The 23604-nt window shown below is 72.4% G+C and carries 15 protein-coding genes and 1 other RNA gene; 10 read left to right on the top strand and 6 right to left on the bottom strand.

Annotation, left to right across the window (positions count from 1 at the left end; all coding sequences use genetic code 11):
* Positions 1-16: 16 nt before the first annotated feature.
* The 3 genes from pheA to gyrA all read right to left on the bottom strand — a co-directional run bounded on the left by pheA (position 17) and on the right by gyrA (position 5036).
* The gene (pheA, locus tag D3A59_RS00875; protein ID WP_119153043.1) at positions 17-1123 is read right to left on the bottom strand and encodes a prephenate dehydratase; all 1107 of its coding nucleotides are present in this window, start codon (positions 1121-1123) and stop codon (positions 17-19) included.
* Positions 1116-2207, bottom strand: a complete 1092-nt coding sequence (gene serC, locus D3A59_RS00870; protein ID WP_119153042.1) for a 3-phosphoserine/phosphohydroxythreonine transaminase — start codon at positions 2205-2207, stop codon at positions 1116-1118. The genes pheA and serC overlap by 8 nt, the downstream gene beginning before the upstream one ends.
* A 195-nt stretch (positions 2208-2402) precedes the next feature.
* Positions 2403-5036 carry a DNA gyrase subunit A gene (gene gyrA / locus D3A59_RS00865; RefSeq protein ID WP_119153041.1) on the bottom strand — a complete coding sequence of 878 codons (2634 nt, stop codon included), beginning with the start codon at positions 5034-5036 and terminating at the stop codon, positions 2403-2405.
* Positions 5037-5317: 281 nt separating this feature from the next.
* On the opposite strand from gyrA, the gene ompA reads away from it, so the two are divergent.
* The 4 genes from ompA to ssrA all read left to right on the top strand — a co-directional run bounded on the left by ompA (position 5318) and on the right by ssrA (position 7835).
* Positions 5318-5989 (top strand): outer membrane protein OmpA, encoded by a 672-nt coding sequence (ompA, locus tag D3A59_RS00860; RefSeq protein ID WP_119153040.1) that lies wholly within the window; start codon positions 5318-5320, stop codon positions 5987-5989.
* 105 nt (positions 5990-6094) lie between these two features.
* Positions 6095-6796 carry a bifunctional 2-polyprenyl-6-hydroxyphenol methylase/3-demethylubiquinol 3-O-methyltransferase UbiG gene (gene ubiG, locus D3A59_RS00855; protein WP_119153039.1) on the top strand — a complete coding sequence of 234 codons (702 nt, stop codon included), beginning with the start codon at positions 6095-6097 and terminating at the stop codon, positions 6794-6796.
* Positions 6793-7458, top strand: coding sequence for a phosphoglycolate phosphatase (gene gph / locus D3A59_RS00850; protein WP_119153038.1), 666 nt, complete (start codon positions 6793-6795; stop codon positions 7456-7458). Before ubiG ends, gph begins: the two co-directional genes overlap by 4 nt.
* Positions 7459-7471: 13 nt before the next feature.
* Positions 7472-7835, top strand: a transfer-messenger RNA (tmRNA) gene (gene ssrA / locus D3A59_RS00845).
* A 165-nt stretch (positions 7836-8000) separates the two neighbouring features.
* Here the strand turns inward: ssrA and D3A59_RS00840 are convergent.
* Positions 8001-9887 (bottom strand): 3'-5' exonuclease, encoded by a 1887-nt coding sequence (locus D3A59_RS00840; RefSeq protein WP_119153037.1) that lies wholly within the window; start codon positions 9885-9887, stop codon positions 8001-8003.
* 441 nt (positions 9888-10328) lie between these two features.
* Between D3A59_RS00840 and D3A59_RS00835 the strand changes: the two genes are divergently transcribed.
* Together D3A59_RS00835 and D3A59_RS00830 are read left to right on the top strand one after the other, a co-directional pair.
* Positions 10329-10712, top strand: a complete 384-nt coding sequence (locus D3A59_RS00835; RefSeq protein ID WP_119153036.1) for a hypothetical protein — start codon at positions 10329-10331, stop codon at positions 10710-10712.
* Positions 10709-10924 carry a hypothetical protein gene (locus D3A59_RS00830; RefSeq protein ID WP_119153035.1) on the top strand — a complete coding sequence of 72 codons (216 nt, stop codon included), beginning with the start codon at positions 10709-10711 and terminating at the stop codon, positions 10922-10924. The genes D3A59_RS00835 and D3A59_RS00830 overlap by 4 nt, the downstream gene beginning before the upstream one ends.
* Before the next feature lie 147 nt (positions 10925-11071).
* Here the strand turns inward: D3A59_RS00830 and D3A59_RS00825 are convergent, their stop codons facing one another.
* Positions 11072-11653 (bottom strand): hemerythrin domain-containing protein, encoded by a 582-nt coding sequence (locus D3A59_RS00825; RefSeq protein WP_119153034.1) that lies wholly within the window; start codon positions 11651-11653, stop codon positions 11072-11074.
* A gap of 330 nt (positions 11654-11983) precedes the next feature.
* On the opposite strand from D3A59_RS00825, the gene D3A59_RS00820 reads away from it, so the two are divergent.
* From D3A59_RS00820 to recD, 4 genes are all read left to right on the top strand, one after another.
* Entirely contained in the window at positions 11984-13171 is a 1188-nt protein-coding gene (locus D3A59_RS00820; RefSeq protein WP_205665065.1) for an ADP-ribosylglycohydrolase family protein, read from the top strand.
* Between the two features lie 121 nt (positions 13172-13292).
* Positions 13293-16736 carry an exodeoxyribonuclease V subunit gamma gene (gene recC, locus D3A59_RS00815; protein WP_119153033.1) on the top strand — a complete coding sequence of 1148 codons (3444 nt, stop codon included), beginning with the start codon at positions 13293-13295 and terminating at the stop codon, positions 16734-16736.
* The gene (gene recB / locus D3A59_RS00810) at positions 16729-20373 is read left to right on the top strand and encodes an exodeoxyribonuclease V subunit beta (protein WP_119153032.1); all 3645 of its coding nucleotides are present in this window, start codon (positions 16729-16731) and stop codon (positions 20371-20373) included. Before recC ends, recB begins: the two co-directional genes overlap by 8 nt.
* Entirely contained in the window at positions 20370-22442 is a 2073-nt protein-coding gene (gene recD / locus D3A59_RS00805; protein WP_119153031.1) for an exodeoxyribonuclease V subunit alpha, read from the top strand. The genes recB and recD overlap by 4 nt, the downstream gene beginning before the upstream one ends.
* Here recD and D3A59_RS00800 read toward each other — a convergent pair.
* A complete protein-coding gene (locus D3A59_RS00800; protein ID WP_119153030.1) occupies positions 22429-23451 on the bottom strand; it encodes an SDR family oxidoreductase in 1023 nt (340 codons plus the stop codon). The two genes, recD and D3A59_RS00800, sit on opposite strands and share 14 nt — an antisense overlap.
* Positions 23452-23604 lie beyond the last annotated feature (153 nt).

Here is a 23604-nt window from a genome sequence, read left to right as displayed (position 1 = left end):
CGGGACGACGACGGCTTCAGTGCACGTCGATGGGATAGGTGCCGAGCACCTTGAAGAAGGCGCACGCGGCGCGCAGTTCCTGCAGCGCCCGGGCGACCGCCGGCTGGTCCGGGTGGCCCTGGATGTCGATGTAGAAGAAGTACTCCCACTGGCCCGAGCGCGCCGGGCGCGACTCGAAGCGGGACATCGACACGCCGTTCTGCTTGAGCGGCACGAGCATGTCGTGCACCGCGCCGGGCCGGTTGACCACCGACACCACGAGGCTGGTGCAGTCGTGGCCGGAGGCCTGCGGCCGCGGGTGGCGGTCGGGGTGCGTGACGATCGCGAAGCGCGTGCGGTTGTGCGGGTCGTCCTGGATCGCGGGCGCGACCACGTGCAGCCCGTACTCGCTCGCCGCACGCTCGCTGGCGATGCCGGCGAGCTTCGGGTTCTCGGCGGCGAGCCGCGCGCCCTCGGCGTTGCTCGACACCGGGCGGCGCTCGACCTGCGGCAGGTGGTTGCTGAGCCAGCCGTGGCACTGCGCGAGCGCCTGCGGATGCGCGCAGACCGCCTCGATGGCGTCGAGCGAGTTCTCGCGGCGCAGCAGGTTGTGGCGCACGAAGAGGCTGGTCTCGCCGATGATGAACAGCGGCTCGGTCAGGAACAGGTCGAGCGAGCGCGCGACCACGCCCTCGGTCGAGTTCTCGACCGGCACGACGCCGAAATCGGCGGCGCCGGCGGCCGTGGTGCGGAACACCTCGTCGATGCTCGCGCAGGGCACGCGCACGATCGAGGCGCCGAAGTAGCCGAGCGCGGCGAGCTCGCTGAAGGTGCCGGCCGGGCCGAGGTAGGCGACGCGCGTGGGCGTCTCGAGCGAGCGGCAGGCCGACATGATCTCGCGCCAGATCGGCGCGACCGACTCGGACCTCAGCGGGCCGCGGTTGAAGGCCTTGAGGCCGTCGATCACCTGCGCCTCGCGCTCGGGGCGGAACACCACCGAGCCTTCCTTCTTCTTGATCTCGCCGACGGCCTGCGCGAGCGCGGCGCGGCGGTTGAGCAGCGCGAGCAGCTCGCGGTCGACGCCGTCGATCTGGTTGCGCAGCTCGAGCAGTTCGGGGGGCGGGGTGTTGGGGGTATCAGCCATGGCGGGTCGCAAATTCTCGCATGTAGTCCACCAGCGCCCGCACGCCCTCGGTCGGCATCGCGTTGTAGATGCTCGCGCGCATGCCGCCGACGCTCTTGTGCCCCTTGAGCTGCAGCAGGCCGCGCGCCTTCGCGCCGGCGAGGAAGTCCTCGTTGAGCCGGTCGTCGGGCAGGAAGAAGGGCACGTTCATGCGCGAGCGGCACGAGGGCTCGACCTTGTTGGCGTACCAGCCCGAGCCGTCGATGAAGTCGTAGAGCAGCTCCGCCTTCTCGACGTTGCGGCGCTCGATCGCGGCGATGCCGCCCTGGTCCTTGAGCCACTGGAACACGAGGCCGGCGATGTAGATCGCGTAGGTGGGCGGCGTGTTGTACATCGAGCCGTTGTCTGCCACCGTCTTGTAGTCGAAGGCCGAGGGGCAGATCGGCAGCGCGCGGCCGAGCAGGTCCTCGCGCACGAACACGAGCGTCAGGCCCGCGGGGCCGATGTTCTTCTGCGCGCCGCCGTAGGCGAGGCCGACGCGGCTCCAGTCGATCGGGCGCGACAGGATGTTCGACGAGCAGTCGATCACGAGCGGAGCGTTCGAGCCGAGCGCCTCGAGGTCGGGCAGCTCCTGGAACTCGACGCCGTGGATGGTCTCGTTGGTGCAGAGGTGCAGGTAGCTCGCGTCCGCGCCGAGCTTCCATTCGGCGGGCGCCGGGATGCGGGTGTGGCCGTCGGTCTCGTTGCTCGCGACGAGCTGCGCCTCGCAGTAGCGGCGCGCCTCCTTCAGCGACTTCTGTGACCAGGCGCCGGTGACGAGGTAGTCGGCGCGCGCGCCGCGCGACAGGTTCAGCGGCACGATGGCGTTCTCGGCTATCCCTCCGCCCTGCATGAACAGGATCCTGAACTGCGGCGGCACCGCGAGCAGCTCGCGCAGGTCGGCCTCGGCCTGCGCGATGATCGCGCCGAATTCCTTGCCGCGATGGCTCATCTCCATCACGCTCATGCCGCTGCCATGCCAGTCGAGCATCTCGGCGGCGGCGCGCTCCAGCACCGGCTGCGGCAGCGCTGCCGGGCCGGCGGAAAAGTTGTAGGGGCGGTTCATCGGGAGTTCCGGTGGGTCGTCGGGAAGGGGGAGGAGCTCATTCGGTCCACGGGCACGCGAGCCGCTTGGCGGTCCACCGCGGCCCGGCGCTCGGCGTCGGCCGCGGCCGGCGGGCGGCCGTGGACCGGGCCGGCCGCGGCCAGCAGTCCGGCGAGGGCGCCGGCCCGCCAGGAGGGCGGCGCGCGGCGCGCCGCCTCAGGCGGCCGTGGGCGGCTCGGACTCATCGGGGACTGCTCCGGCAGCTTCCGCCGCATCGTTCTCGACGATGCGCTGCAGGCCGCTGAGCTGCGAGCCGTCGTCAAGCGCGATCAGCGTCACGCCCTGGGTTGCGCGGCCCATCTCGCGGATCTCGGACACGCGGGTGCGCACCAGCACGCCCCGGTCGGTGATCAGCATGATCTCGTCGGACTCGCGCACCAGCGTGGCGGCCACGACCTTGCCGTTGCGCTCGCTCTGCTGGATCGCGATCATGCCCTTGGTGCCGCGGCCGTGGCGGGTGTACTCGGTGATCGGCGTGCGCTTGCCGTAGCCGTTCTCGGTGGCGGTCAGCACGCTCTGCGACTCGTCCTCGGCCACCAGCATCGCGATCACGCTCTGCCCGGGCTCCAGGTTCATGCCCCGGTTGCCGCGCGCGGCGCGGCCCATGGGGCGCAGATCGTCCTCCGGGAAGCGCACCGCCTTGCCGCCGTCGGAAAACAGCATCACGTCGTGCTTGCCGTCGGTCAGCGCCGCGCCGATCAGGTAGTCGCCCTCGTCGAGCGTGACGGCGATGATGCCGGCCTTGCGGGGGTTGCTGAACTCTTCCAGCGGCGTCTTCTTGACCGTGCCCTTGGCCGTGGCCATGAAGACGTAGTGGTCCTCGGGGAAGCTGCGGAACTCGCCCGTCAGCGGCAGCACGACGTTGATCTTCTCGCCCTGCTGCAGCGGGAACATGTTCACGATCGGGCGGCCGCGGCTGTTGCGCGAGCCCTGCGGCACCTCCCAGACCTTGAGCCAGTAGACACGGCCGCGGTTGCTGAAGCAGAGGATGAAGTCGTGCGTGTTGGCGATGAAGAGCTGGTCGATCCAGTCGTCTTCCTTGGTCGCCGTCGCCTGCTTGCCGCGGCCGCCGCGACGCTGCGCACGGTACTCGGCCAGCGGCTGGCTCTTGATGTAGCCGGTGTGGCTGAGCGTGACGACCATGTCGGTCGGCGTGATCAGGTCCTCGGTGTCGAGCTCCTGCGCGTTGTGCTCGATCACGCTGCGGCGCGCGCCAACCTTGGTCTGGCCGAACTCCTGGCGCACCGAGCTCAGCTCCTCGCTGATGATCGTCGTGACGCGCTCGGGACGGGCCAGGATGTCGAGCAGGTCGGCGATCTGCGCCATCACGTCGCGGTACTCGCCGATGATCTTGTCCTGCTCCAGGCCCGTCAGGCGCTGCAGGCGCATCTGCAGGATCTCGCCGGCCTGGTCGTCCGACAGCCGGTACAGGCCGTCGGGCTGCAGGCCGTAGTGCGCGGGCAGGTTCGCGGGACGGAAGGCCTTGCTGCCCTCCGACGCGTCGCCGGCCGCGCGCGCCAGCATCTCGCGCACCAGCGACGAGTCCCAGGAGCGGTTCATCAGCTCCTGGCGCGCCACCGGGGGCGTGGGCGCATTGCGGATGATCGCGATGAAGTCGTCGATGTTGGCCAGCGCCACCGCCAGGCCTTCGAGCACGTGGCCGCGCTCGCGCGCCTTGCGCAATTCGTACACCGTGCGCCGCGTCACGACCTCGCGGCGGTGCTCGAGGAAGATGTCGAGCAGCTGCTTGAGGTTGCACAGGCGCGGCTGGCCGTCGATCAGCGCCACCATGTTGATGCCGAAGGTGTCCTGCAGCTGCGTCTGCTTGTAGAGGTTGTTGAGCACGACCTCCGGCACCTCGCCGCGCTTCAACTCGATCACCACCCGCATGCCGGACTTGTCGGACTCGTCCTGGATGTGGCTGATGCCCTCGATCTTCTTTTCCTGCACCAGCTCGGCGATGCGCTCGAGCAGGTTCTTCTTGTTGACCTGGTAGGGGATCTCGTCGACGACGATCGCCTGGCGCTGGCCGCGCTCGAGGTCCTCGAAGTGGCACTTCGCGCGCATCACGACGCGGCCGCGGCCGGTGCGGTAGCCGTCGCGCACGCCCGAGAGGCCGTAGATGATGCCGGCGGTCGGGAAGTCCGGCGCCGGCACGATCTCCATCAGCTCGTCGATCGTCGCCTGCGGGTTCTTCAGCAGGTGCAGGCAGGCGTCGACCACCTCGTTGAGGTTGTGCGGCGGGATGTTGGTGGCCATGCCCACCGCGATGCCGGCCGAGCCGTTGACGAGCAGGTTCGGCAGCCGCGTCGGCAGCACCAGCGGCTCGCGCTCGGAGCCGTCGTAGTTGGGCCCGAAGTCGACCGTCTCCTTGTCGATGTCGGCCAGCATCTCGTGCGCGATCTTGGCCAGGCGGATCTCGGTGTAGCGCATCGCCGCGGCGTTGTCGCCGTCGACCGAGCCGAAGTTGCCCTGGCCGTCCACGAGCATGTGGCGCAGCGAGAAGTCCTGGGCCATGCGCACGATCGTGTCGTAAACCGCGCTGTCGCCGTGCGGGTGATATTTACCGATCACGTCGCCGACGATACGCGCCGACTTCTTGTACGGGCGGTTCCAGTCGTTGTTGAGTTCGTGCATCGCGTAGAGGACGCGGCGGTGCACCGGCTTCAAGCCGTCGCGTGCGTCGGGCAGCGCCCGTCCGACGATCACGCTCATCGCGTAGTCCAGATAGGACCGGCGCATCTCCTCCTCGAGGCTGATCGGGAGGGTTTCCTTGGCGAACTGAGTCATGCAATCCCTGTCTTGGCACGCAAAGTGGCGTGCGGGCCCGAGCCGATGGCGGCGTCGCGCGAAGAATCCGACATTCTAATTCGGTACAGATGTTGTTTCATGGCAACAGCATGGCCGGGGCGCAGCAGGCCTGCTGGCAATTCCTTGCCCGACAAAGACCCTATGGCACAATCGATTGCATGCATGGGAACACGCGTTGCTATGCAATTTTCCGTGTTTCCCCAGCTTTTTTCACTGGACGCTTCGCAGACCTGTCTGCGGCTTTTCTTCTGAGGAGAACCATGAACAATCTGAACAAAGTGGCGGCGCTGTTTGCCTCGGCCGCGCTTGCTGCCTCCGCCACGGGTGTTTTCGCTCAAGCGAAGTCGGTGGACAACTGGACCAACTCGACCGGTACCGTCTGGAAGAACGGCACGAACGAGCTGTGCTGGCGCAGCGGCACCTGGACGCCGGCCACGGCCGAGCCGTCCTGCGACGGCGCGCTGAAGCCGCCCGCGCCGGCCCCGGTCCCGGTCCAGCAGGCCCCGGCTCCGGCCCCGGTCGCCCCGGCGCCCGCGCCTGCGCCCGCTCCGGTGGTCGTGCCGGCCGCTCCGGTGAGCGAGAAGGTCACCTTCGCCGCCGACACCTTCTTCGACTTCGACAAGGCCGTGCTCAAGCCCGAGGGCCGTGCGAAGCTCGACGAGCTGGTCAGCAAGATGAGCGGCCTGAACCTCGAGGTCGTGATCGCCGTCGGCCACACCGACTCGGTCGGCACCGATGCCTACAACCAGAAGCTGTCGGTGCGCCGCGCCGAAGCCGTCAAGGCCTATCTGGTGAGCAAGGGCGTCGAGCGCAACCGCGTCTACACCGAAGGCAAGGGCGAGAAGCAGCCGATCGCCGACAACCGCACCTCCGAAGGCCGCGCGAAGAACCGTCGCGTGGAAGTGGAAGTGGTCGGCACCCGCAACCGCTGATCGCTGTAGCGCCGCTTTTGGAACCCCGCTTCGGCGGGGTTTTTTGTTGCCGCTCGCGCCGGCCCGCGGCGCACGGCGGCCAGGGCAATTGGGCACAATCCGCGCATGATCAACGCCGACCCGCAGGAACTCTCGAAGTTCAGTGAACTGGCCCACCGCTGGTGGGACCCGGACAGCGAATTCAAGCCGCTGCATCAGATCAACCCCTTGCGCCTTGACTGGATCGACCGGCTCGCCGGCCTCCAGGGCAAGCGCGTGCTCGATGTCGGCTGCGGCGGCGGCATCCTGAGCGACTCGATGGCGCGGCGCGGCGCCGACGTGCTCGGCATCGACCTCGCGTCGCGGGCGCTGAAGGTCGCGCAGCTGCATGCGCTCGAGGCCGGCACGCCGAACATCGACTACCGCGAGGTCGCGGTCGAGGCGCTCGCAGCCGAGCAGCCCGGGTCCTTCGATGTCGTCACCTGCATGGAGATGATGGAGCACGTGCCCGATCCCTCCTCCGTGGTCGCGGCCTGCACGCGGCTGCTGAAGCCGGGCGGCTGGGTCTTCTTCTCGACCATCAACCGCAACCCGAAGTCCTTCCTGTTCGCGATCGTCGGCGCGGAGTACGTGCTCAAGCTGCTGCCGCGCGGCACGCACGAGTACGCGCGCTTCATCCGGCCGAGCGAGCTGGCGCAGTGGTGCCGCGCCGCCGGGCTCGACCTGGTGCAGACCCGTGGCATGGAGTACAACCCGCTGACGCAGCGCTACTGGCTCTCGGGCGACACGAGCGTCAACTACCTGCTCGCCTGCCGCAGGCCCGCATGAGCGCGGCGACCGTGAGGGCGGTGCTGTTCGATCTCGACGGCACCCTGATCGACAGTGCGCCGGACCTCGCCGCCGCGGCCAACCGCATGCGACTGCGCCGCGGCCTCGACGTGCTGCCGCTCGAGAGCTTCCGGCCGATGGTCGGTGCCGGCGCCCGCGGCATGCTGGCGATCGCCTTCGGCATCACGCCCGAGGAGGCCGAGTTCGCCGCGATGCGCGAGGAGTTCTTCGACGAGTACGAGTCGGACCTGTCGGGCCGGACCGTGGTCTTTCCCGGCATCGCCGAGGTGCTCGGGGCGCTCGAGGCGGCCGGGCTGCGCTGGGGCGTGGTGACGAACAAGGCGGAGCGTTTCGCGCTGCCGGTCGTCGAACGCACCGGGCTCGCGCACCCAGGGGCATTGGTCTGCGGCGACACGACGCCGCATGCCAAGCCGCATCCCGCGCCGCTGCTGGAGGCCGCGCGCCGGCTTGAAGTCGCGCCCGAGGCTTGCATCTATGTCGGCGACGACCTGCGCGACGTGCAGGCCGGACGGGCGGCCGGCATGCGTACCGTCGCGGTGCGCTGGGGCTACCTGGGCCAGGGTGAGCCGATCGAGCGCTGGGGGGCCGATATCCTCGTTGGCGATCCGGTCGGGCTCTTGAAATGGCTGGATCTGGCTTAAACTATCGTGTTCAGGGGCCGACCTGGTTTCGACGTGGGTGCGGAATCGAGGTAGGGCATGCCGAGCACTCCAGTTCGCTCGTAAATCTGTCTGGAAACAAAGTAACTGCGAACGACGAAACGTACGCACTCGCCGCTTAACACCGGTGAGCCTCACACCGGCAGGCCGATGGGCCGGGTCCGCAAGGACGGTGAGGTCATTCACATCGGCTGGCTCTGAGCCGGGTCACTCGACCCAGAGCGAGATCAAGTGACTGGCTGTCTCCGTAGCGTGCCGCTGCGCGACGGGGATGGCGAGATCCAAAACAGACGGCTACGCATGTAGAACTGCCCGGTGATGGCTTGCGGACGCGGGTTCAATTCCCGCCGGCTCCACCAAACAAGGGTCCGTCAAGGACCGCGAAAGACCAAAAAGCTCTAGAGAATCAACGCTCTAGAGCTTTTTTCTTGTCCGTACGTAGCCGGACAAGATCGCTGCCTGCTGCACACCTGAAGTGAGATTCGGGAAGCAAGGGCCGAATGACTGCCCACGAATGGGGAGCCTCACGCGGCGCGGAATTGCTGTGCCACCACGTCGAGCGAGCTTCGCACCCGGTCCACGATCACCGAGCGGCGAGTGGCCGAGAGCACCAGCGTTTGCGTGGCGCGCGTCATGCCGACATAGAGCAGCCGTATTTCCTCTTCAAGCGGCTCGTTGCGGTACGGCAGCGCCTGCAGGCCCGCGATGAAGACGTGGGGGAACTCCAGCCCCTTGGAGCTGTGCAGGGTGACGAGCTTGACGCAATCCGTGCGCCAGCCGCCGCGACGCAGCGATGCCAGGCGCTGCACCGGAATGCCGCGCTGGGACAACGCCGCCTCGATCTCGTCCATCTGCTTCCAGAAGCGCGCCAGCACCGCGATCCCGGAAGCCGGGCAGCCTTCTTCGAGCAGTTGCGCGATACGCTCGGCGACGAGCTGCGCCTCTTCCCCTTCGGAGCGGGCCTGCAGCAGCACCGGCAGCGGCCCGCGCCGGCCGGCGCTGGCGGGCAGCACCGTTTCCACCGCACCGTCGTTGGCTGCGACAGCCGGCATGCCGCCCGGCTGCTCCAGCAGTCCCGAGGCACAGTGCATCGCCAGCGCCAGGATCTCGGCCGTGTTGCGGTAGTTGAGCTTGAGGATGCTGGTGCGGCCCTGCGCCTCGATGCCGACGCTCTTGAAGTTGAAGCGGCGGCGCTTCTTCTGGTAGATCGACTGCGCGTCGTCGTAGAGCACCAGCAGCGAGTTGGTCGCGGGGCTGACCATCTGCGCGGCCACGCGCAGCCAGGCGTCCTCGAAGTCGTGCGCCTCGTCCACCAGCAGCGCGAGGTACTGCCCGCCCGGCACGCGGCCGGTCTCCACCGCCCGGGTGACGGCCTGCGCCAGCGCGTCGTAGTAGCCCGGGTCGTCGCGCCGTACCGGCACATCGATGCGGTAGCTGCGCACCAGGTCCTCGCACCAAGCGTGGAAGGTCCGGACCTGCACCTGCTGCTCGCGCACGCCGCGCTCGCGCAGCAGGGCCTCGATGCGCAGCGCGAGCGCGCGGTTGTAGCAGAGCACCAGCGCCGGCTGCTCGGGCCGCGCGGCCTGCGCGAGATGCTGGGCACGGAAGACGAGGATCATCGTCTTGCCCGAGCCGGCGGCGCCGTGGATCACGCGGTGGCCCTCGCCGAGGGTGCGGGCGATCTGCTCCTGCTGCAGATCCATCACCTGCAGCAGGTCGGGCAGCAGGGGGGCTTGTCCCTCTTGTCCGGGTTCGGGCGGGTCCAGCGCGCCCTGCACCGCCTGCACGCGCACCTCGGGGAACAGGTGCCAGCGCACCCGGTCGCGCTGGGGCAGCGTCAGCGTGTGCGGATAGGTCAGCTCGGCCATGCCCCACAGCCGCCGCAGGAACTCCTCGGGGGAGCGCCCCTCATCGAGATCGTCGTGCAGCAGCGTCTTGTGCTCGGGGAACACCTCGAAGAAGTCGCTGCTCCTTGCCGTGTCGGCGCGCTTGATGTTGGACAGCACTGCGCCGTAGCCCCAGGGCAGCAGCAACTTGCCGCGGAAGAGGCCCTTGGCGTGGGTCAGCGCCGGGTCGTTGCGCAGCACGTCGGCCAGTTCGAGCGCGTAGTCGCGCGCCTGGCGCAGCGGGTGCGCCGCCGTCACCACGCCGCGCGGTGTCTGCAGCTCGACGCTGTCGCGGTTGGCGGTGCCGAGGGTGGACAGTCGCCAGTCCTTCACCTCCAGCAGCAGCACGCCCCAGCGCGGCGAGAGGATCACGAAGTCGGGCTGGCGCGCCCGGGGGCCGACCGGCACGTCGTGCCACACCAGGTAGTCGTCCTCCAGGCAGCGCTTGAGCTGGTGCAGCACCTTGCGCTCACCGGCGTTGCAGCGGCGATCGATGTTCGTGAGGCCTTGCGGGAAAAGAGCCATGTCTTCTTGTTCGCTTTCGCAGGGGGCAGGGCATCCTTCGGGGGCTTTTATGCCCTGCGCGCCACCCCATGACGGTGCCGTTGAGAGGCGGTGGAAGAACCTTGCATTCGATAAGCCGCCGCGAGCCAGGCATAACCGGTCGGCGACTTCGGCCCTCACGGATTGTTACAGGCGGCGGCAGGCGGAGTTTATAGGCCAGTGCAGCCAGGAGACCGCGCAGGGGCCGTTTCCTGGGGCGGGCCGCATCTCGCGCGGAACTGCCGCGAATACGGTCGCTCGTGCGACGACCGGTTTCCCGGCACGCCTTTATCCGGACAACTGCGTGATGCGCGGCGGCTTCGGCGTGCCGCCCGCCGCCAAGGACAGAATCCGGGCCTGAAAGCCGGCGACGAGACTTCCTGAAATGGCGCTCGGCACCCGGCGCGTGGGCCGCTGGTCCTCGTGCCGTTCATCGCCCTGCGGCTGAGCCCGACGCGCGTGATCAACGCCAAGCCGGTGGGACGCGCCGGCGACCGGCCGTCCGGCATGGCGCATTGCGGCGGCCTGCGCATCGGCACCGCCGCTCGCCACGCCGCTCGAAGGTCGCAGGTGCTCGCAAGCCACGAGGCCGCGATGCGCGATGTCGCGGTGAAGGAGGAGGACGCGTTCCGACGCCGCGGGCAGCCCAGGGCGAGCGCCGAGGAGCGCCAGCAGGTCCGTCCATCGGCGAGGGGGGCGGTGAAGATCTCGGGCGAGGGCGGCAGCGTGGTGGGCGAGGCCGGCGATCCGCGCCTGCGGGCACCGGGCTTGCCGCTCTCCCGATCTCACCCGAAGGAGCAACGATGAACCAGCCTGCGCAACCGAGCGGTGGCGGCGCCGACGAGCAGCCCGGCGCCGATCCCTCCCACCGGCCGGCGCCGGTGGACATGGCCACCGAGTCGATCGCCGGGGAGGAGGACCCCGGCGCGACGATCGACCTGGCGATCGTGCCGCCGTCCGCGCCGCCGTCCGGCGGCAAGGAGCCTCCCCGCACTCCCGGGGCCGATCAGCCCGCGTGAGCGCGGCCCACAGGCCGCCTGCGCTCCCCGGTCCCGCCGCGGCGCCCGCTCGGGGCGGGTCCTCCGGGCCCCGGGGAGGGCGGCGCCGGCAGCCGGGCCGCCGGTTTTACGGCAAGAGCGCCGGCACGGCCGGCAAGCGCTGCAGGCTCAGCTGCGGCGCTCGAAGGCGCGCTTGAGCAGGTAGCCGCTGGCGATGAGGCCGCCGGCGGTCATCAGCATCGTGCTGGCCGGCATGCCGCGCACCACGTTCGAGGCGAACTCGCCCATGCGCGGGCCGCCGATCTCCATGCGGCGCTCGGTCATCCTGGCGCCGATGTCGTCGAGCTGGTCGGCCAGCAGCTTCTCGGCGGCCGGCAGCAGCACCGTCTCCTCGTCGGCGACGTGGTGCACCACGTCGCGCATCAGCTCCATGAAGGTGCGGTCGTAGTCCGGGTCGGTCGGCTCCATGCTGCGCAGCTGCGCGATCAGCCGGCGCATCTCGTCGTGCTCGGGGACGCTCTTGGCCAGCACCTCGCTGTCGGTCGAAATTGCACGCAGCGCCGGGTAGAAGATTTCCTCCTCGAGCTGCGCGTGGATCTCCAGCGCCATGCAGGCCTGGTCCACGAGGCCCTGCTTGATGTTCGCCGGCGAGTCGGCGTGGTACTTGTGGAACACGGCCAGCACGCTGGTGTGGTCCATGCGGATCTGCTTCGTCGCGTTCGGGGAGAGCTTGCTGAGCAGCGGGTTCATGGTGGGGCCTCCGTGAGTCAGGGTTCGCAGGAACCGGCCTGTTGCAAACGCTGTTCCTGCCGCCGCGGCGGCCGCAGGCGGGGCGCAGTCCTCCCCCGGGAAGAGGCGGGTGACGCTTCCCGTGCCCGATGCGGGGCGGGGCGAACCCGCGGGACGCGGGCGCAGGCCGCAGCCCGCCTTGCGATCCCGAGCCCGTCGCCCATCCCCCGCACAGGGGGGGGGCGCCGGCGGCGCGGCAGCCGCGCCTGCGTCCAGGCTCATGCCATGAGCGGGCGGGACTGCACACTGTGATCGAAACGGGGCGGGGCCCCGCGCGGGAGGGGAGCAGGAATGGAGATCGGAAGCTTCGAGGGCTGGCGGCGCGATCCGGCGCGCGCCTGGATGGAGCCGCGGCTGCAGGCGCTGGCGGGCCTGGGGCGGCAGCTCGGCTGCCTGGTCGGCGGCGCGGTGGGCGACGCTTTCAGCGCGCCGGTGGAATTCATGCCGCGCAGCGAGATCCTGCGCCGCTTCGGCCCGCAGGGCCTGCGCGAACTCGTGCCCGCCTACGGCCGGCTCGGCGCGATCACCGACGACACGCAGATGACGCTCTTCACCGCCGAGGGGCTGCTGCGGGCCTGGGTGGGCGCCCGGCTGCACGAGGCCGATCCGGCGTTCGCGGCGGAGACCGACCGGGCCTACCAGCGCTGGCTGTGGACGCAGGGCGAGACGCCGCCGCTCGGGGCGCCGCACCGCGGGCCGGCGCCGGCCGGGCTGCTGGCGCAGCGCGAGCTGTTCGCGCTGCGTGCGCCCGGCCTCACCTGCCTGCAGGCGCTGCGCCGCAAGTCGCGCGCGGGCGAGCCGGCCGTCAACGACAGCAAGGGCTGCGGCGGCGTGATGCGCGTCGCGCCGGCCGGCCTGCTGTGCGCGGCGCTCGGCGGCGAGGGGCTCGACGAGCGCGCCTTCGGGCTCGGCCGCGAGCTCGCGGCGCTGACGCACGGCCACCCGAGCGGGCAGCTGCCGGCCGGCTATCTGGCGCTGCTGCTCGCGCTGCTGGCGCAGGGCGAGGCGCCGCAGGCCGCGCACGGGCGGGCACGGGCCCGGCTCGCGGCCGAGGCGGATGCCGGCGAGACGCTGTCCCTCCTCGACCGCGCGGTCGAGCTCGCGCGCACCGATCCCGGGCAGCCCGCGGCGCTGGAGCGCCTCGGCGAGGGCTGGGTCGCCGAGGAGGCGCTCGCGATCGCGGTCTACTGTGCCTTCGGCGAGCTGCCGGCAGGCGCGGACGACGCCTTCGCCCGGGCGGTGCGGCTGGCGGTCAACCACGACGGCGACAGCGACTCGACCGGCTCGATCGCCGGGCAGATCGTGGGCGCGGCGCTCGGCGCCGGGGCGATCCCGGCGCGCTGGATCGAGCCGCTGGAGCTGCGCGAGACGATCCGGGAGCTCGCCGAGGACCTCGCCGGCGCGGGCGACTGGCGCATCGCGCCGGGCGACGACGGCGCGGAGTGCCGCTACTTCGCGGCGCGCTACCCCGGCGGCTGACGGGAACGCCGACCGCGCGACCCATTTCGCACCCGCGCGCTTCCCGGTCCTTGCCATCCGCGCCGGCGGCGCCACAATCGCCCCTTTTGCGCCGAGCGACCGTCCGGAACAAGAAGCGCCCATGACGACGACCGAGATCACGCCGGGACTGCTGGTGCTGCACGGCAACCGGCTCGAGCTGCTGAAGGCGGCGGTGTTCGACTGGCTCGCCCGCCAGCCGCTCGGGCCCCTGGAGCCCGAGGTCATCCTCGTGCAGAGCAACGGCGTGGCCGAGTGGCTGAAGATGGCGATGGCCGCGTCGCACGGCGTCTGCGCCGCCGCGCGCGTCGAGCTGCCGGCGCGCTTCCTGTGGCGCAGCTACCGGCAGGTGCTCGGTCGCGAGTCGGTGCCGCCGCTGTCGCCGCTGGACGAGACGCCGCTCACCTGGCGCCTGATGCGGCTGCTGCCGCAGCTGCTCGAGCGGCCCGAGTTCGCGCCGCTGGCGCGTTTCCTCGCCGGCGGCGACCTCGGCCGGCGCCTGCAGCTCGCGCAGCGCCTCGCCGATCTCTACGACCAGTACCAGGTGCACCGTGCCGACTGGCTGGGCGCCTGGGCCGCCGGGCAGGACCTGCTGGCGCGCGGCAACGGCGAGGCGGCCGAATGCCCCGAGGACCAGCGCTGGCAGCCGCTGCTGTGGCGCGAGCTGCTGGCCGAGCTCGATGAGGCCCAGCGCCTCGCGGTGCGCCCGGGCATCCACCAGCGCTTCCTCGCCGCGCTCGAATCCGGCGCGCCCCCGGCGGAGCCGGTGGCGCGGCGCGTCGTCGTGTTCGGCATGTCGCAGCTGCCGATGCAGATGCTCGAGGGCCTGCACGCGCTCTCGCGCCACGCGCAGGTGCTGCTCGCGGTGCCCAATCCCTGCCAGTTCCACTGGGGCGACATCATCGAGGGGCGCGAGCTGCTGCGCGCGCAGCGCCGCCGGCAGCAGCAGCGCGGCGAGCGCGACCTCGCCGCGGTGTCGCTTGAGGAGATGCACGCGCACGCCAACCCGCTGCTGGCCGCCTGGGGCCGCCAGGGCCGCGACTTCGTGCGCCAGCTCGACGCCTTCGACGACGCGCAGGCCGCGCGCCAGCGCTTCGGGCTGACGCGCATCGACCTGTTCGACACCGAGCCCGGCGGCACGCTGCTCGCGCAGGTGCAGGGCGCGATCCGCGACCTGATGCCGCTCGCCGAACATCCGCGCACGGCGCCGGATGCGGCCGAGCGCTCGATCGTCTTCCACGTCGCGCACAGCGCGCAGCGCGAGGTCGAGGTGCTGCACGACCAGCTGCTCGCGCTGCTGGCCGACCCGCCGGACCGCGAGGCGCTGGGGCCGCTGAAGCCGCGCGACATCGTGGTGATGGTGCCCGACATCGACACCTTCGCGCCGGCGATCCGCGCCGTGTTCGGCCAGTACGGGCGCAGCGACCCGCGCCACATCCCCTTCGACATCGCCGACCTGCAGCAGCGCGGCAACCAGCCGCTGCTGGTGGCGCTGGAGTGGCTGCTGCGGCTGCCGCAGCAGCGCTGCCGGCTCGCCGAGATCCGCGACCTGCTCGACGTGCCGGCGGTCGCCGCGCGCTTTGGCGTGCACGAGGACGAACTGCCGCGCCTGTCGCAGTGGATGGCCGGCGCTGGCGTGCGCTGGGGCCTGCACCGCGAGCATCGTGCCGACCTGGGGCTGGCCGCCTGCGGCGAGCAGAACACCTGGGCCTTCGGGCTGCGCCGCATGCTGCTCGGCTACGCGAGCGGCGCGGGCGCCTCGTGGCAGGGCATCGAGGCCTATGGCGAGGTCGGCGGCCTGGAGGCGGCGGTGGCCGGCTCGCTGGTGGCGCTGGTCGAGGCGCTGATGCGCTGGCGCGCGCTCGCGGTGCAGCCGGCGACGCCCGCCGAGTGGGCCGCGCGCGCGCGCGCCTTGCTGGAGGACTTCTTCGCGCCGACCGACGAGCGCGAGCGCCTGAGCCTCGGCGCGGTGCGCAGCGCGCTCGAGGGCTGGCTGCGCGCCTGCGAGGACGGCGGCTTCGACGAGGCGGTGCCGCTGGCGGTGCTGCGCGAGGCGTGGCTGGCGGGCATCGACGAGCCCAGCCTGCGCCGGCGCTTCCTCGACGGCGGCGTCACCTTCTGCACGCTGATGCCGATGCGCGCCATCCCCTTCGAGGTGGTGTGCCTGCTCGGCATGAACGACGGCGACTATCCGCGCCGCACCACCCGCGCCGACTTCGACCTGATGGGCCTGCCGGGGCAGCGCCGCCCCGGCGACCGCTCGAGGCGCGACGACGACCGCTACCTGATGCTGGAGGCGCTGCTGTCGGCGCGGCGCCAGTTCTACGTCAGCTGGGCCGGCCGCAGCGTGCGCGACAACAGCGAGCAGCCGCCCTCGGTGCTGGTGTCGCAGCTGCGCGACTACCTCGCCGCCGGCTGGTGCACGGAGCTGCCGCAGCGCCAGACCACCGAGCACCCGCTGCAGCCCTTCAGCCGCCGCTACTTCGAGCACGGCGGGCTGACCACCTGGGCGCGCGAATGGCGCGCCGCGCACCAGACCGGCGAGGCCGCGGCCGCAGCCGAGGCCGGCGAGCTGCCGCGTTTCGAGCCCGACCCGCGCGTGCCGCTGACGCTCGCGCGCCTCGCGGACTTCCTGAGGAACCCGGTGCGCCACCACTTCCGCATGCGGCTCGACGTGGTGTTCGACGACGCCGACGCGCCGCACGAGGACGACGAGCCCTTCGGCCTGAGCGGGCTCGACGCCTACGACCTGATGCGCGAGCTGCTCGACGACGCCGAGCGCTGCCCGGGCGAGAGCCTGCACGAGGAGATCGCGCGGCGCGCGCGGCGCATCGAGCGCTGCGGCCGGCTGCCGATGGGCGGCCTGGGCGTGCGCGAGCGCGAGGCGCTGGTCGCGCAGGCGCTGCCGGCGGTGCGGCAGTGGCAGCAGGTGCAGCGCGACTTCGCCGAGCCGGCGCCGAAGGAGCGGCTCGCCTTCGAGCACGGCGGGCTGCGGCTCGAGGACTGGCTCGACGGCCTGCGCCTCGGCGAGGACGGCCCGGTCTGGCTGGAGCTGTCGCCGGGCGTGCTGTGCGGCAAGGACAAGGCCGCGCGCGCCGACAAGCTGCTGCACGCCTGGGTGCGCCAGCTCGCCGCGAGCGCCTGCGGCGTGCCGCTGCGCGGCCGCCTCGTGTCGCGCGACGCGGTGCTCGGCCTCGCGCCGCTGCCGCAGGCGCGCGCCGCGGAGCTGCTGCGCGCGCTGCTCGACGCGTGGCGCGCCGGCATGGACGCGCCGCTGCCGCTCGCCTGCCGCACCGCGCTTGCCTTCGTGCGCGACGAGGCGCGCGCGCTGCCGGCCTACGAGGGCGGCCACGAGCTCGCCGGCGAGTGCGAGGAGCCGTGCCTCGCGCGCGTCTATCCCGACCACGACGCGCTCGTCGCCGACGGCCGCTTCGCGACGCTGGCGCGCGAGCTCTACGGGCCGCTCGACGCCTGGGTGGCGGAGGGGGGCGTGGATGTGACGCTGCACGCGGACCTCGCGGCGGCCGGGGAGGACATCGATGGGTGAGCGGCTCGACGCGCTGCGGCTGCCCTTGTGGGGCAGCCGGCTGATCGAGGCCAGCGCCGGCACCGGCAAGACCTGGACCATCGCCGCGCTCTACCTGCGGCTCGTGCTCGGCCACGGCGAGCCGGGCTGCGCCTTCGCGCGGCCGCTGCTGCCGTCCGAGATCCTGGTGATGACCTTCACGCGCGCGGCCACCCGCGAGCTGTCGGACCGCATCCGCGCGCGGCTGCTGGAGGCGGCGCAGTGCTTCCGCGGCGAGATCGCGGCGGGCGACCCGCTGCTCGCGAGCCTGCTCGACGCCTATCCCGAGGGCGAGGCGCGCACGCAGGCCGCCTGGCGCCTCGCCTGCGCCGCCGAGGCGATGGACGACGCGGCGGTGCACACCATCGACGCCTGGTGCCAGCGCATGCTGCGCGAGCACGCCTTCGACAGCAACAACCTGTTCGACGAGGAGCTGCTCGCCGACGAGCGCGCGCTGCTCGAGGAGGCGGTGCGCGACCACTGGCGCCAGCACGTCTACCCGCTCGACGCCGAGCTGCTCGAGGCGGTGCTGGGGGTCTGGCCGGGTGTCGAGCGGCTGCTCGCCGACGTCGCGCCGCTGCTTGGCAAGGTCGAGCCGGAAGAGGGCGAGGCCGGGGCCGCGCCGCCGCAGCTGTCCGCGCTGTGCGGCGGGCTGGTGCGCGAGCGCCGCAACCGGCTCGCGGCGCTGAAGTCCGGCTGGAGCGAGCGCGTGCAGGCGCTGCGCGCCTGGTTCGCCGAGCAGCTCGCGCGCAAGGACTGCCCCTTCAACCGCACCAAGATCCAGCCGCGCTACTACGAGCCCTGGCTCGACACGCTCGAGGGCTGGGCCACCGCGCCCGAGCAGGACGGCTTCGAGCTGAAGACCGGGCGCAAGCGCCTGACGCCGCAGGGCATGCTCGAGGCCTGCAAGCCGGGCACGAGCATCGAGCTGCCGGAGCACTTCGAGGCGCTCGAGGCGCTGCACGAGGCGCTGGCGCGGCTGCCCGACCTCGGGCGCGCGCTGCGGCGCCACGCCGCCTGCTGCGTCGCGCGGCGGCTCGCCGAGCTGAAGGCGCAGGCCGGCACCTTCGGCTTCGCCGACATGCTCGAGCGGCTCGACGGCGCGCTGCGCAGCGCGGGCGGCCCGCGCCTGCGCGAGCGCATCGTGCAGCAGTACCCGGTGGTGCTGATCGACGAGTTCCAGGACACCTCGCCGCTGCAGTACCGCATCTTCGACGGCCTCTACGGCGTCGCCGGCAACGCGCAGGACGCGGCGCTGTTCCTGATCGGCGACCCCAAGCAGTCGATCTACGCCTTCCGCGGCGCCGACATCCACAGCTACCTCAGCGCGCGCCGCGCCACCGCCGGCCGGCACTACGTGCTCGGCACCAACCACCGCTCGACCGCGGCGCTGGTGCAGGCGGTGAACCGGTTGTTTGCGCAGGCCGAGGCGGCGCACGGCGAGGGCGCCTTCCTCTACCGCCGCGGCGACGACCACCCGCTGCCCTTCGAGGCGGTGGAGGCGCGCGGCCGCCGCGAGCGCTTCGTGTGCGCGGCGGGCGAGCTGCCGGCGCTGAGCTTCTGCCACGACACGGCGCTTTGCGACGTGCGCGGCAGCGTGAAGCGCTTCGCGGCGCGCTGCGCCGAGCGCATCGTCACGCTGCTCAACGACCCGAAGGCCGGCTTCGACCATCCGGAGGACGGCTTCACGCGGCTGCGCCCGGCCGACATCGCGGTGCTGGTGCGCACCGGCGTCGAGGCCGAGGCGGTGCGGCGCGAGCTGCGCCGGCGCGACGTCGCGTCGGTCTACCTGTCGGACAAGGACTCGGTGTTCGCGAGCCCCGAGGCGCGCGACCTGCTGCGCTGGCTGAGGGCGGTGGCGACGCCGCTGGACATGCGGCTCGCGCGCGCGGCCTACGCCACCGCGACGATCGGGCTCGAGCTCGCCGAGCTCGCGCGCCTCGCGGTCGACGACGAGGCCTGGGAGGAGCGGCTCGAGGAGCTGCGCCGGCTGCAGTCGATGTGGCAGCGCCAGGGCGTGCTGACGATGCTGCGCCAGACGCTGCACAGGCTCGGGCTGCCGGCGCGCTGGCTGCAGCAGCCCGACGGCGAGCGACGCCTGACCAACGTGCTGCACCTCGCCGAGCTGCTGCAGGCCGCGGCCGCGCAGCTCGACGGCGAGCAGGCGCTGATCCGCTGGCTCGCCGAGCAGATCGACGACGACACCGGCGCGGGCGACGAGCGCATCGTGCGGCTCGAGAGCGACGCCGACCTCGTGAAGGTCGTGACGGTGCACAAGTCCAAGGGCCTGGAGTACCCGCTCGTGTTCCTGCCCTTCGCCTGCGACTTCCGCCCGGTGGACGGGCGCGGGCGCAGCTTCCTGGAGGTCGCCGGCGACGACGGCGCGCGGCGGCTCGAGTTCTCGCTCACCGCCGAGGTGATCGAGCGCGCCGACCGCGACCGGCTGCGCGAGGACCTGCGGCTGCTGTACGTGGCGCTGACGCGCGCGCGGCACGCGCTGTGGGTCGGCGTCGCGGCGCTGAGGAAGGGCAACGCGGCCGCGTGCACGCTGCACCGCTGCGCGCTCGGCCAGCTGCTCGGCGGCGGGCTCGAGATCGCCGAGGGCGAGATCCTCGCGCGGCTCGAGGCGGCGCGCGGCGACTGCGGCTCGATCGCGCTCGTCGAGGCGGAGCCGGAGCCCGCCTGCTCGCGGCTGCTGCCGCGCGACGACGCGCAGGCGCTGCGCCAGCCGGCCGAGTACGCGGCGCAGTTCGAGCGCGACTGGTCGGTCGGCAGCTTCTCGGGGCTCGTGAAGCACCTGCCTTCCGTGCCGGTGGACCGGCTGACGGTCGAGCTGGTGCGCGAGCCCGAGCTGATCGACGGCGAGGAGGCGACACCGCCCGCGACGCCGGCGCCCTGGCACCGCTTCCCGCGCGGCGCGGTGCCCGGCAACTTCCTGCACGACCAGCTCGAGTGGCTCGCCGGCGAGGGCTTCGCGCTCGACGCGTCCGAGGCGCTGCGCGAGCAACTGCTGCGCCGCTGCGAGCACCAGGGCTGGGGCCACCGCAAGGACGACGTGCTGGCCTGGCTGCGCGAGGCGCTGCGCGTGGAGTTGCCGCCGCTCGGTGCGCCGCTGTCGGCGCTCTCGGCGCAATTGCCCGAGATGGAGTTCTGGCTGCCGAGCGAGGGCCTCGCGTCGGCCGAGGTCGACGCGCTGTGCCGCCGCCACCTGCTCGGCGGCCGGGAGCGCCCGGCGCTGCCCGAGCGCGAGCTGCGCGGCATGCTGATGGGCTTCGCCGACCTCGTCTTCGAGCACGGGGGGCGCTACTGGGTGCTGGACTACAAGTCCAACGCGCTCGGCAGCCGCGACACCGACTACGACGCCCGCGCGCTGGAGGCGGCGATGGCCGCGCACCGCTACGACGTGCAGGCGGCGATCTACCTGCTCGCGCTGCACCGGCTGCTGCGCGCGCGGCTGGGCGAGGCCTACGAGCCTGAGCGCCAGCTCGGCGGCGCGATCTATTTCTTCCTGCGGGGCTTCCGCGGGCCCGAGCGCGGCTGCTACCGCGTGGCGCCGGACGCGGAGCTGCTCGACGCGCTCGACCGCGCGCTCGGCACGGACGAGGAGGCATGGGAATGAAGGGGCGCGACGCGGCCACGCTGGACTGGATCGACGCGCTCGCCGGCGAGCCGCCGAAGGGCGAGGAGCTGCTCGGCGAGCTGCAGCGCTGGAGCGAGGCGGGCTGGATCCGCCGCCTGGACTGCGCCTTCGCCCGCTTCGTCGCCGAGCTGCATCCCGGCGCGGCGCCGCTGGTGCTGCTGTGCAGCGCGCTGCTCGCGCACATGGAGGGCCGCGGCCACAGCTGCCTGCTGCTGGAGGAGCTGCGCACGCGGCCCGACGAGCTGCTCGGCTGGGCCGCGGAGCCGCGCGAGGCGCTCGCCGCGCTGATGAAGCCACTGCCGCGCGGGCGCGAGGACTGGCTGCGCACGCTGCGCGACTGCCCGCTGGTGCGCGAGGCGGACGCCGCCGGCGACGGTGACGAGGGCGACGGGGACGGCGACGAGCCGCCGCCGCTGGTGCTGGCCGGCGAGCGGCTCTACCTGCGCCGCTACTGGCGCCACGAGCAACGCGTCGCCGCGCAGGTGACGGCGCGCGGCGCCGTGCGCGAGCCGGTCGAGCCGGGCCGCGCGCGCGAGTGGCTCGACCGGCTGTTCGACGCGCCGGCGGCGGGCCGCGAGGGCCCGGCCGGCCCCGACTGGCAGAAGATCGCCTGCGCGGTGGCGCTGCGCGGGCGGCTGTCGGTGATCACCGGCGGCCCCGGCACCGGCAAGACCTACACCGTCGCGCGGCTGCTGGCGCTGCTGTTCGCGACCAGCGCCGAGCCCGGGCGGCTGCGCGTCGCGCTCGCCGCGCCCACCGGCAAGGCGGCCGCGCGCCTGAAGCAGTCGATCGAGGCGGCGCTTGCCGGGCTGGAGGAGCGCCTGGCCGGCGCGCTGCCGCTGCGCGAGCTCGCCGCGCGCATCGGCGCGGCGCGCACGCTGCACTCGCTGCTCGGCGCGCGCCCCGACACCCGGGCCTTCGCGCACGACGCCGCCCACCCGCTCGACGTCGACGTGCTGATCGTCGACGAGGCCTCGATGATCCACCTCGAGATGATGGCCGCGCTGCTCGACGCGCTGCCGGCCGCCGCGCGCGTGGTGCTGCTCGGCGACAAGGACCAGCTCGCCTCGGTCGAGGCCGGCGCCGTGCTCGGCGACCTGTGCCGCGACGCCGAGGCCGGCGGCTACGACGAGGCAAGCTGCCGCTACGTGGCCGAGGCCTGCGGCGAGCGCATCCCGCGCCGCTTCGCCACCGCGCAGGGCGCGGCGCTCGCGCAGCAGACCGTGATGCTGCGCGAGAGCCGGCGCTTCGGCGGCCCGATCGGGCGGCTCGCGCTCGCGGTCAACGCCGGCGACGCGGCGGCGGCGCAGGCGGTGCTGCAGGGCGGGGGCGGCGAGGTGCGCTGGCTCGACGCGGCGACGCCGGCCGAGGTGGTGCAGCTCGCGCTGCGCGGCCGCGACGGCGCCGACGGCGGCTACCGCAGCTACCTCGAGGCGCTGCGCCAGCGCCCGCCGCAGGACGACGCGCTGGCGCACGAGGACTGGGCGCGCGAGGTGCTGACCGCCTTCGAGCGCTTCCGCGTGCTGTGCGCGGTGCGCGAGGGCGACTGGGGCGTGGCGGGCCTGAACCGAGCGATCGAGGGCGCGCTGGTGCAGGCGGGGCTGCTGAGGAAGGGCGGGGAGTGGTACGAGGGCCGCCCGGTGATGGTCACGCGCAACCACGCGGGCCTCGGCGTCTTCAACGGCGACATCGGCATCGTGCTGAAGGCGCCGGGCGCGCGCGGCGCGCTGCGCGTCTATTTCCTGGAGGGCCGCGCGGTGCGCTCGGTGCTCGCGAGCCGCCTCGCCGACGTCGAGACCGCCTTCGCGATGACGGTGCACAAGTCGCAGGGCTCGGAGTTCGAGCACACCGTGCTCGCGCTCGCGGGCGACGCGGCGGCGCAGGTGCTCACGCGCGAGCTGGCCTACACCGGCATCACGCGCGCGCGCCGCGCCTTCACGCTGCTCTCGCCCGGTGTCGGCGTGCTCGCCGCCGCGCTCGCGCGCAAGACGCGGCGCGCCAGCGGCCTGCCGCAGGCGCTGGAGGCGAGGGCGCTCAGATCGCGCTGACGCTGCCCGTGACCGGCAGCACGATGCCGGTGATGTAGCTCGAGCACACCGGCGACGCGAGGAAGACGTAGGCCGGCGACAGCTCCTCGGGCTGCGCGGCGCGCTGCATCATCGTCGACTGGCCGAACTTCGCGACCTTCTCCGGCTCCTGGTCGGCCGGGTTCAGCGGCGTCCACACCGGCCCCGGCGCGACCGCGTTGACGCGGATGCCCTGCGGGAGGACGTTCTGCGCCAGCGACTTCGTGAAGGCGTGGATCGCGCCCTTGGTGGCCGAGTAGTCGAGCAGCTTGGCGCTGCCCTCCAGTCCCGTGACCGAGCCGGAGTTGATGATCGACGCGCCCTTCTTCAGGTGCGGCAGCGCCGCCTTGGCCATGTGGATGTAGCCGTAGATGTTGGTGCGGAAGGTCTCGTCGAGGCGCTCGTCGGTAATGTCGAGCAGCGACTCGGCGTGCTCCTGGAAGGCGGCGTTGTTGACGAGGATGTCCAGCTTCCCGAACTCCTGCACCGTCTTCTCCACCGCCTGCCGGCAGAAGGCGGAATCCTTCACGTCGCCGGCGATCAGCAGGCAGCGCCGGCCCTCGGCCTCGACGCAGCGCTTCGTCTCCTCCGCGTCCTGGTGCGAGCTGAGGTAGACGATCGCGACGTCGGCGCCCTCGCGCGCATAGAGCACCGCAACCGCGCGGCCGATGCCGGAGTCGCCACCGGTGACGATCGCGGACATGCCCTCGAGCTTGCCGCTGCCCTTGTAGTCGGGCGCGAGGAACTGCGGCTTCAACTGCATCTCGGCCTCGAGCCCCGGCTTCTCGAGGTGCTGCGCCGGGAAGTCCACCGGGTGCTCGCGCGGGCCGGCCTGCACCGCCTGCGGCTGCTGCGAGCCGCCGCCGCCGGAGGCCTGCTGCTGCTTCTTCTGCTGGTCGCGCTGGTCCTGCTCGCGCTGGATGGCGCGCTGCTTGTCGACCGGGTCGGTTCCGGACTGGCGGGCCTGGGGCTTCTGGGATTCCTTCTTCATGGGGATGCTCTCCTCGGGTCGGACGAAGAAAAATGCGTCCTCATGGTCGGCAGATGCTGTGCCTGCCGCGGGTCATGCAGGCGTCTGCAGACAGGCAGGCCCTCCTGCATGATTCCCCGTAAAGGGGCAGGGCGGGGCAGCCTGAAGCGCCGG

It is taken from the genome of Caldimonas tepidiphila (genome assembly GCF_003569765.1).
Classification (GTDB): Bacteria; Pseudomonadota; Gammaproteobacteria; order Burkholderiales; family Burkholderiaceae_C; genus Caldimonas; species Caldimonas tepidiphila.
Note: the sequence above shows the minus strand (reverse complement) of the source record. Positions and strands in the feature narration are given on the sequence as shown.